Source organism: Variovorax sp. E3, assembly GCF_016082275.1.
Classification (GTDB): domain Bacteria; phylum Pseudomonadota; class Gammaproteobacteria; order Burkholderiales; family Burkholderiaceae_C; genus Variovorax.
The window spans coordinates 18,691-27,172 of record NZ_MOWM01000105.1 but is presented as its reverse complement, the minus strand read 5'-3'; the positions used below and the strand labels follow the sequence as shown (position 1 = coordinate 27,172).

Below are 8,482 nucleotides of genomic sequence, written 5' to 3'. Positions count from 1 at the left end.
CGATGCCACTCGTCACGGTGCTCAGCCCCGACGACGTAGAAGACGACAGGCTGCTGACGCTGCTCGCCGCAGTACTCAAACCAGACGACGTCGAGGTTGACAAGCTGTTGATGCCGCTGGTGGCGGTACTCAAGCCCGATGAAGTCGACGTAGACAAACTGTCGATACCGCTCGTCACCGTGCTCAGCCCTGTCGACGTGGAAGACGACAGGCTGCTGATGCCGCTGGTAGCCGTACTCAAGCCAGACGATGTCGAGGTCGAAAGACTGTTGATGTTGCTGGTTGCCGTGCTCAACCCCGAGGACGTCGAAGTCGACAGACTGCTGATGCCGCTGATGGCGGTGCTCAAACCGGACGATGTCGAAGTCGAAAGACTGTTGATACCGCTGGTGGCCGTGCTCAACCCCGAGGACGTCGAAGTCGACAGACTGTCGATGCTGCTGGTGGCGGTGCTCAAACCGGAGGACGTCGAAGTCGAAAGACTGTTGATGCCACTGGTGGCGGTACTCAACCCCGACGATGTCGAGGTCGACAGGCTACCGATACCGCTCGTCACGGTGCTCAAACCAGACGACGTCGACGTCGACAGACTGCTAATACCGCTGGTAGCCGTGCTCAACCCCGAGGAAGTCGATGTCGACAAACTGTCGATGCCGCTGGTGGCGGTGCTCAACCCGGACGAGGTCGAAGTCGAAAGACTGTTGATGCCACTGGTGGCGGTACTCAACCCCGACGAGGTCGATGCCGACAAACTGCTGATACCGCTCGTAGCCGTACTCAACCCCGACGAAGTCGAAGTCGACAAACTGCTGATCCCACTCGTCGCCGTACTCAACCCCGAAGAAGTCGACGTCGACAAACTGTCCACGCTGCCGGACACAGCACTCAACCCGGTGGATGCCGAAGTACTCAGCGACTGCAGTTGCCCGAAAGTCGCCGCATCCGTCGCCGCGGTTCCGTTAGCCAGGCTGACGATCTTGTTGCCGTTCAGCGATGTGATGCCATTGAGCGAAATGCCCGAGGCCCGTACAAGGTGATGCTCCCCGCAGCGCTGTTGCCCGTGCCGCCGACCCACATGTAGGCCGACGTACCGGCGGCGAGCCCCCCACCCCCGGCAAGATCGCTCTCCGCAAGGATGACGCCCTGCTTGGAGCCCGAACAGTTGTTCTCTCCCTGCGTGGCATTGGAATACTGCCAACCCACGCCATTGCCCGACGAAAAACTGCCGTTGAGGCTCCAGGTGCTCGAGGTGCCGGTGGTGTAGCAAAGCGTGATCCGGCTGGCCCATGCGCCATTGGCGTTGAGCCCCAGGACAAGACAAACCACGGCGCCGGAAATCGGCGTGCCGACGAACCTGCGCCTCGCCTTGCGGGCCTGCGGCGCACCGACGGACTGACTCGCCGATCTGCCACCGGCGCCGTTCGTCATGGCCGCTTCGGAAGCGACGATCCACGCCATGCGCACCTTGCTCCAGACCACCCTGTAGAACTTGTTCATGATCAAACTCCCTGGTTGTTTGCTTGCGAGATTTCGCCGATGCCGTGGCCGGCGAGCTAAGACACGCTCCCGGCTATGCAGGCTGGGAGTCGATCCCGTGGTGGGATTCGGGGTGAAGAGGCGCCACCGCGTTCAGCTGGTATCCGCGCCCGTAGACGGCTTGCAGGCTCAGGTTGTTCTTGGCCTGCAGCCCCAGCTTTCTGCGCACATGCGACGCGCAAACGTCCAGGGTGCGCGAGTGCGCGCCGGGCATGCGTCCCCACAACGCGCTGGACAACCGCTCTCGCGTCATCAGCCGCCCCATGTTCCGGAACAGCTCGAGGGCCAGGTCGAATTCGCGCGGCTTCAGTTGCACCGGGCTGTCGCGAAAGAAGGCGACGCGGTTGCCGACGCAGAACCTGTAGTCGCCCCAGGTCAGGTCGCCCTGGGGCCGGAAGGGCGCGCCGCGCAGCGCCAACAGCCGCAGCCGTGACTTGAGTTCGCGCGGATCGATGGGCGCCAGCACGAAATCGATGCCCTCCAGATCCGAGAGGGCCTCACCCACCGGCAGCAGCATATGGAGCTGCTCGCGCGGCAGCACGAACAGCGTCGGTGCCTCGGAAAAACGGCGAATCGCGAGCAGGCGCGTCATGTCGACGTCGGCCGGCAAAGTCACCAGCAGCATGTCGAAGTACACGCCGCCTTGCAGCGCCTGGATCAAGCCGTCCAGCGTCGCGAAGGCGCGCGAACCATGGTCCATCAGGTCGACGTACTGGCACAGCGTCACGGAACCTTCGGTGTCCGCGGCCACCACGGCGACCAATGTTGCGGCGGGTCGTGGGGGGGCGAAGGTGGTGACGTAAGAACTGGATATCTGCATGTGCGCGCCCCAAGATTGAATGTGAGCGCGCTTGCATTCAGAAATGAAAATTCGCGCTCGTTGCTGCTTCAGCGGCGCGAATTTAGGAGGGCAACGTCATTGGAGCAATGACGAAAAATGACGATCAACTCAGCCGTCTGACTGCATGAATTGATAGAAAACTTGCAGATTTCGTTAGGTGTGCCGATGCCCTTCGGCAAACATGCAAACCAACCTATGCGGATGTATATGCCGTCACATAAAGCCACATTTGTTAATGACGCTTTTTGACGTTAAGTGCCGCAATTGCAAACCGGCAATTAAATTTTGAGCTGTCGATTAGTTCACACTCGTTGCGTGCCGCGGAGACGCTCAAGGGGTTATCGCGGCGCCGGCAGGGTGTGTCGGCGCCACGCTGGAATTCGGTGCGCCGAGCGGCAGCGACAGGCGAAACACCGTGCCGCGCGCATCGCTGGACAGCAGCACCACGTCGCCTCCGTGCTGCCGCGCGATGGTGCGCGAGATGTGCAGGCCCAGCCCCGAACCGGAAATGCGCGAAGACTGCACGCCGCGAAAGTAGCGCTCGAACAGGCTGCCCTGCTCGCTCCGGGGAATCGGCCTTCCGGCGTTCATGACGTCGACGGCCAGCCGCCCGTCGAGCAGATGGCACCGCACCTCGACCATCCTGTTGCGATCCGAGTACTTCACCGCGTTCTGCACGATGTTGCGCAGCGCCATCTCGATGCGCGCCCGGTTGCCCGCGAAGAACAGCGGCGCATCGGGCACGTTGACGAGCAGCCGCGAATCTTCGTCGGGCGAGCCCACGCTGCCCACGCCTTCGATCAGCTCCTTCAGGTCGAAGAAGTCCTTGCCCGCCTGCGTCGCGTTCATTTCCAGCGCGTCGTCGAGCAGGATGTTCTCGATGAGGGCCGACAGGCGGTGCACTGCCTTGCCGACCTTGCCCATGCTGGTCTTGACCCGCTCGTCCAGGCCTGAAGGCGACACCGCCAGCGCATGGGACACCGCCCCGATGACGGCCAGCGGCGTGCGGAACTCATGCGAGATCACCGCCACGAACTCCTGCTGGCGGGTCCGCTCTTCCAGTGCCTTCTCGGCGATCTTCAGGGCGCTCAGCGCATTCTGTTGCTCATGCTTGAGTTGCAGTTCGATCTGGATGGCGCGGGCGGCCACGGCGATGCTCAGCAAGACCAGGTTGATGATCTGGAAGAACTGCACCAGCGCGCCCTCCGACGTCCAGTGCTGCAGGTGGATGAACCCGAGATTGACGCCGCCGTAAAAGATCCAGGACGTATTGACCAGGAAGAACGCCGTCGCCGAGAACGCGTGCTGGTAGGCCCTGCACCTGAAGATGATGCAGGCGATGAAGAAGTTGTTGAAGATCGTCAGCAACACGCCCAGGGTCTCGACCCACCAGATGGCCTGCCCGATCTCGCCCATCATGATCAGCGGAATGGGTGCGGCGAAGACCACCGCCGACACATCCAGCAGCCGCGCGACCGCCGGCGAATAGGTCTCGTACTCGAACAACCGGCTCACGAACAACGCGGCGGTCGACATGAAGACACACGCCGCGATATCGGTGAAGCGGTCCGCCCACACTGCGCTGTCCGGAAAGAACAGCGAGCTTCCGTACCCCTGGAAGGCAAAGAGCGCCGACGAAATGCCGAGCAGGAAAACGGCGTACAGGAAATAGATCACCCCCCGGATCCATGCCCAGAACACCAGGGCCATGAGCACCATCACGCCCACGCCGCCCGAGAAGACCAGGTAGAAGATCGTTCGCTCGGCCTCGTTCTTTTCCAGGCCCGGCTTCTGCCAGGCGTTCAGCAGCAACGGAACGGGCCCGTGCGTCTTGATCCGTAGGTAGTAAGTTTGCGGTGCGTCGCCCAAGGTCACCGGAAAGGCCAACTGGCTGATCTTCACGCGCGCGCGAGAAAGGATGAAGGTCCCCGACTTCCGCGAGCAGGCGGCCCTGCCCCGAATCGCCGCTGTACACCTTCACGTCGTCGAGCCAGTTCGGCGACACCTTCACCACCCAGTCGTCGGGGCCGCCACGGGCGCGCTGCAACGAGAAGCGGACCCAGATGGCGGCGTGGGTGTAGCCCGTGAACGACTCCACGTCGCCGGCCTTGAAGCCGGCCTCGGCCGGCGCCGCCAGGATCTTTTCGATCGTCAGTGCGTTCGACGCGTCGAACAGGTACTCGACCTGCTCCGACAGCCTGACCGGCTGCGCCAGCCCGTCGCCCGCGGCAAGCACGAAGGCGTCGGCCCGCAAGCTCAGCAGGAACAGCAACGGCCCCAGCAACATTGCCAAAGCCAACGACCGAAATTTGGTTTTCATGCCGATGCCGCGCGCGGCGTCCCGTGGAACGACGCCCCTAGAATTCCGTACCCCCACGAGGCTGGATGCCAGGAACACCATGGACGACCTGAAACCGACAGCCGGCAAGGAACTGAGCGTCTACCTGATCGAAGACGAAGAGGATTTGCAGGAAGCACTGGTCTACAGCCTCAATCAAATGGGTTTCAAGGCCTCCGGCTTCGGAAGCGCTTCCGCCTTTTACCGCGCATTCGCCGTCTCGCGTTGCGACATCGTCGTGATCGATGTCGAACTCCCCGGCGAAGACGGCTTCTCCGTCGCCAGCCACCTGCGCTCCGCCAGCGATGTCGGCATCGTATTCGCCACGGCACGCGGCACGCTGGACGACCGCGTGCGCGGCATGCGCGGCGGCGCCGACGCTTATCTCGTCAAGCCCGTGCACCCCGAAGAGCTGGCCGCCACGCTGGAAGCCGTGCATCGCCGCATGGGCCTGGCGGACGCCAGCGCGCCCGACAAGGCGCCGCAGGCCGCGCCCGCCGGCACTGGACATTGGGCGCTGACCGAAGGCAACTGGCTGCTGTGCGACCCCAAGGGCCAGCACATCCGCCTCACGACCTCGGAGCGCGCCGTGATGACGCTGCTGTTCAAGCAGAAGAGCCGGCCCGTGGACCGAGCCCGCCTCGCTTCGGCGCTGGGCGACGAGTCGGCGCATGTCGACCTGCAGCGCGTGGACGCCATCGTCAGCCGGCTGCGGCGCAAGGCGCTGGCCGCGGGCATTCCGCTGCCGCTGCACGCGGTCAGGGGAACGGGCTACGAGTTCCAGGGCTGAACGCGCCCCCCAAAGCCGGGCACGGATAATGACCAGCCCCTTTTCACGAATCGCGAGCTTTCAGAGATGCTGAACAACCTGGCCCCCTTCCTCATCCACTGGGCCATCACGGCCATATCGCTCTGGGTGGCGAGCCACCTGTTTCGCGGGATCAAGTTCGACAGCACCGGCGCGCTCGTGGTGTCGGCGCTGCTGCTGGGCCTGGCCAACGCCATCGTCAAGCCGCTGCTGATCGTGCTCACGCTGCCGCTGACGCTGGTCACGCTCGGCCTGTTCCTGCTGGTCATCAATGCGCTGATGATCTTGCTGGTGGCCGCGCTGGTGAAGGGCTTTCGCGTGTCCGGCTTCTGGACCGCGCTGTTCGCGAGCATCTTCATCTCGATCCTGAGCGTGGTCATCGGCTCGTTCGTGACGAGCGACGACCCGGCCGAGAAGGTGCAGATGCCGCAAAGCGGCAACTGGCTCTGACTTTGCGCCGCGTTCGCTAGGCGAGCACGGCGCCGCCACGCACCAGCGCCTCGCGCAGCGCCGGCACCTTCACCGCGCGCACCTGCGCGCCCATGCCGCCCTCGGCCGCCCTGGCGGCCATTGCCGCCGCAATGCCGGCCGCCTGCCCGACCGCCATCGAGATCGTCATCACGCGGATCGCGGCCAGCGCCTCGTGGCTGGCCGAGATGCCACGGCCGATGCCCAGCGCGTTGTCGAGCATGCTCGGAATCAGGCTGCGGTACGGGATCTGATACGCGTGGTCGGCGTCCATCGGCACGTAGTGCAGCGCGCCGCCCGTCGCGGGGTGGATGTCGATGGGGTACGCGCCCGCCGCAATCGCATCGCTGAACTGCACGGGCTCCAGCAGCTCTTGCGCGGTCAGCACGTGGTCGCCTTCCAGCCGCCGCGTCTCGCGCACGCCGACCTGCGTGGCAAAGGCGCGCAGCCGGCCCTTCTCGCAGCCGGGCACTGCATTCGCGAGAAACCATGCCGCCTTCCACGCCTGCCGCCGCCCTTCGATCTCGGCAGCGCCCAGCGCCATCGGGTCGGTGGCGTCGATGCCCAGCCGGCTGATGTTGAACCAGCCGTCGTCCGAATACGGATCGCGGCTCGAATGCAGCGCCGCGCGCGCCAGCTGCCCCTGCGCGTAGCCCTGCGCCGCGAGTGCGGACAGCTCGGCCTTCGACAGCGCGCCGAAGCGCTCGAAGTCGATGGGCCCGAAGCGGAACATCATCGTCGCCGGCTGCAGTACCTCGCCGTCGCCCAGCTCGAGAAAGCGCGCGCCGGCCTGCTTCAGCGCGTCCATGTCGCCCGATGCGTCGACGAACACCCCCGCGCGCAGAAGCAGCACGCCGCCCTTGGTCAGCACGCGAATGCCGTCGATATGCCGGCCGTTGCTTGCCACGTCGAGCAGGGTCGTGTGCAGCAGCGGCCGCACGCCGGCCTCGGCCACCATGTCGTCGAGCACCAGCTTGAGCACCTCGGGTGCGTACTCCACGCGGTCCATGTGGTGGCCGGTGGACATCATGAAACGCTCGTGCGCGCGCGCCGCGCCATAGAGGCGCAGCCGCGCGACCACCTCGTCGGCCAGGCCCGCCACCACCGTGCGGCCGTTGCCGGTCTGCCAGCTGTTGAACTGCGCCACCGCGCCCGCCGTCGCATTGCCGCCGAGAAAGCCGTAGCGCTCCACCAGCACGACCGACGCGCCCTGCCTTGCCGCGGCCACCGCGGCCATCGTGCCGGCGACGCCGCCGCCGCACACCACCACGTCGGCCTCGACCGTGCGGCTGCTGGCGTGGCCCATGCCCGTGCTCTCGTTCATGTCAGTTCTCCAGGTGAATGCCGCGGGTCTTCACCACCTCGCCCCAGCGGCTGCCTTCGGTCTTCAGGTACTGCGCCGTGACTTCGCGCCCGCTCGTGAATGTTTCCAGGCTCAGCGCGCTGAAGCGCTTCTTCACCACGTCGGACTGGAGTGCCGTGGCCAACAGCTTCTCGAGCCGGGCCAGCCCTTCAGACGGAATCGTGCCCTTGGGCGCGACCAGCGTGGCCCAGCCCTCGACCTCCAGGCTCTGCAGCTTCAGGCTGCGAAAGGTCGGCACGTTGGGCAGCTCGGCCACCGGCTGCGCCGACGACACGGCCAGCGCGCGCAGGCGGCCCGAGCGGATGTGGACGATCACGCTCGGCAAATTCAGGAAGCCCATCGACACCAGCCCCGAGATCAGGTCGGGCATCAGCGCGCTCTCGCCCTTGTAGGGCACGCTCACGAGCGAAGTGCCCGTCTCCTGCGCGAACAGCTCGGCCGTCAGGTGCGCCAGCGTGCCGGTGCCGCTGTTGCCCGCGCTGAGCTTGCCCGGCTGCGCCTTGGCCTGCGCGATGAGGTCGGCGACGTTCATCGCCTTCGACTCGGCCGGCACCACCAGCACCAACGGCTGCTGCGAGACCATGCCGATGGCGTCGAAGTCGCGCGCCACGTCGTAGGTGAGCTTGGGGTTGAGCACCGGGTTGATCACCATGCTGTTGCTGCCCATCAGCAGCGTGTGGCCGTCGCGGCTTTGCAGCGCCGCCGCCACGCCGATGGCGCTGCCCGCGCCCGGCTTGTTCTCCACGATCACCGCCTGCCCCAGCTGCGGCGCCAGCACCTCGGCCAGCACGCGCGCCGAGCCGTCGGCCCCGCCGCCCGGCGCGAACGGCACGATGATGCGCAGCGGCTTGCTGGGCCAGGCTTCCGCCGCCGTGGCGCGGCGCCACGGGCCGGCGGCCAGGAGGGTGCCGGCGGCGCCGAGCGCCATGACCGAGAGAACGCTTCTGCGTGTGACGCCGGGTGCCTGCGCACCCCGACCCGCGACCGGACGGTGGACCATGTCTTGCCTGCCTCTGCTTGTGGTTTTGATTGAATGAACGGGCCGATCCTAGAAAGACCGGGCGCGGCCGGCAAATACCAACACGTCGCAAGCCCATAACATCGCGTTATCTCCCAACGCCGAAGCGC

The 8,482-nt window shown here is 65.5% G+C and carries 8 protein-coding genes and 1 pseudogene; 3 read left to right on the top strand and 6 right to left on the bottom strand.

Annotation, left to right across the window (positions count from 1 at the left end):
* The coding region (locus tag BMG07_RS27945; RefSeq protein WP_269759455.1) for a hypothetical protein at nucleotides 1-1,037 on the top strand (1,037 nt) is incomplete at its 5' end.
* Here BMG07_RS27945 and BMG07_RS27940 read toward each other — a convergent pair.
* The 4 genes and pseudogenes from BMG07_RS27940 to BMG07_RS45095 form a co-directional block, all read right to left on the bottom strand.
* Nucleotides 988-1,497: an ESPR-type extended signal peptide-containing protein gene (locus BMG07_RS27940; protein ID WP_198087261.1), complete on the bottom strand. Its 510-nt coding sequence runs from the start codon at nucleotides 1,495-1,497 to the stop codon at nucleotides 988-990. The genes BMG07_RS27945 and BMG07_RS27940 overlap by 50 nt on opposite strands.
* A 73-nt stretch (nucleotides 1,498-1,570) precedes the next feature.
* Nucleotides 1,571-2,356: a response regulator transcription factor gene (locus tag BMG07_RS27935; protein WP_198087260.1), complete on the bottom strand. Its 786-nt coding sequence runs from the start codon at nucleotides 2,354-2,356 to the stop codon at nucleotides 1,571-1,573.
* Nucleotides 2,357-2,707: 351 nt separating this feature from the next.
* Complete coding sequence (locus tag BMG07_RS27930; RefSeq protein WP_307867097.1) at nucleotides 2,708-4,279, bottom strand: sensor histidine kinase; 1,572 nt, start codon at nucleotides 4,277-4,279, stop codon at nucleotides 2,708-2,710.
* 58 nt (nucleotides 4,280-4,337) lie between these two features.
* Nucleotides 4,338-4,664, bottom strand: a pseudogene (locus tag BMG07_RS45095) (7TM-DISM domain-containing protein); the annotation flags it as partial.
* A gap of 112 nt (nucleotides 4,665-4,776) precedes the next feature.
* On the opposite strand from BMG07_RS45095, the gene BMG07_RS27925 reads away from it, so the two are divergent.
* A complete protein-coding gene (locus BMG07_RS27925; RefSeq protein ID WP_269759454.1) occupies nucleotides 4,777-5,505 on the top strand; it encodes a response regulator transcription factor in 729 nt (242 codons plus the stop codon).
* 66 nt (nucleotides 5,506-5,571) lie between these two features.
* Nucleotides 5,572-5,973 carry a phage holin family protein gene (locus tag BMG07_RS27920; protein WP_198087258.1) on the top strand — a complete coding sequence of 134 codons (402 nt, stop codon included), beginning with the start codon at nucleotides 5,572-5,574 and terminating at the stop codon, nucleotides 5,971-5,973.
* A gap of 16 nt (nucleotides 5,974-5,989) precedes the next feature.
* Here BMG07_RS27920 and BMG07_RS27915 read toward each other — a convergent pair whose 3' ends face one another.
* Both BMG07_RS27915 and BMG07_RS27910 read right to left on the bottom strand, forming a co-directional pair.
* Nucleotides 5,990-7,315: an FAD-dependent oxidoreductase gene (locus tag BMG07_RS27915; protein ID WP_269759453.1), complete on the bottom strand. Its 1,326-nt coding sequence runs from the start codon at nucleotides 7,313-7,315 to the stop codon at nucleotides 5,990-5,992.
* A gap of 1 nt (nucleotide 7,316) precedes the next feature.
* Nucleotides 7,317-8,282 (bottom strand): tripartite tricarboxylate transporter substrate binding protein, encoded by a 966-nt coding sequence (locus BMG07_RS27910; RefSeq protein ID WP_269759452.1) that lies wholly within the window; start codon nucleotides 8,280-8,282, stop codon nucleotides 7,317-7,319.
* Nucleotides 8,283-8,482: the final 200 nt, after the last annotated feature.

What these genes read in the sequence shown, in the direction of transcription:
- BMG07_RS27940 (WP_198087261.1), bottom strand. Translation starts at nt 1,497, where the DNA reads ATGAACAAGTTCTACAGGGTGGTCTGGAGCAAGGTGCGCATGGCGTGG.
- BMG07_RS27935 (WP_198087260.1), bottom strand. Translation starts at nt 2,356, where the DNA reads ATGCAGATATCCAGTTCTTACGTCACCACCTTCGCCCCCCCACGACCC.
- BMG07_RS27920 (WP_198087258.1), top strand. Translation starts at nt 5,572, where the DNA reads ATGCTGAACAACCTGGCCCCCTTCCTCATCCACTGGGCCATCACGGCC.
- BMG07_RS27910 (WP_269759452.1), bottom strand. Translation starts at nt 8,282, where the DNA reads ATGGCGCTCGGCGCCGCCGGCACCCTCCTGGCCGCCGGCCCGTGGCGC.
- BMG07_RS27925 (WP_269759454.1), top strand. Translation starts at nt 4,777, where the DNA reads ATGGACGACCTGAAACCGACAGCCGGCAAGGAACTGAGCGTCTACCTG.
- BMG07_RS27915 (WP_269759453.1), bottom strand. Translation starts at nt 7,315, where the DNA reads ATGAACGAGAGCACGGGCATGGGCCACGCCAGCAGCCGCACGGTCGAG.